This is a genomic window from Pantoea sp. SIMBA_079 (genome assembly GCF_046940275.1).
Lineage (GTDB): Bacteria > Pseudomonadota > Gammaproteobacteria > Enterobacterales > Enterobacteriaceae > Pantoea > Pantoea borealis.
Genome location: NZ_JAWRYR010000575.1, coordinates 1 through 256, shown reverse-complemented (window position 1 = coordinate 256; position 256 = coordinate 1). Strand labels below are relative to the sequence as shown.

1 protein-coding gene is annotated in these 256 nt (G+C 65.6%); it reads left to right on the top strand.

Features of this window, described 5'->3' with window-relative positions; genetic code table 11:
* Nucleotides 1-15 precede the first annotated feature (15 nt).
* A partial coding sequence (locus SB719_RS21255; protein WP_412159903.1) for an efflux RND transporter permease subunit occupies nt 16-256 on the top strand: 241 nt, incomplete at its 3' end.

Here is a 256-nt window from a genome sequence, read left to right as displayed (position 1 = left end):
CTGCTGGCGGTGGGCATGCTGGTCGACAACGCCGTCGTCGTGGTCGAGAGCATCTACCAGGAACGCGAGCGCATGCCCGACCAGCCGTGGCTGGCATCGATCGTCGGCACGCGCAGCGTCGCGATCGCGCTGTCGGCCGGCACGCTGTGCCATTGCATCGTGTTCCTGCCCAACCTGCTGGGCGAGACCAACCAGATCAGCATCTTCATGTCGCAACTGGCGATCACCATCTCGGTGTCGCTGCTGGCCTCGTGGC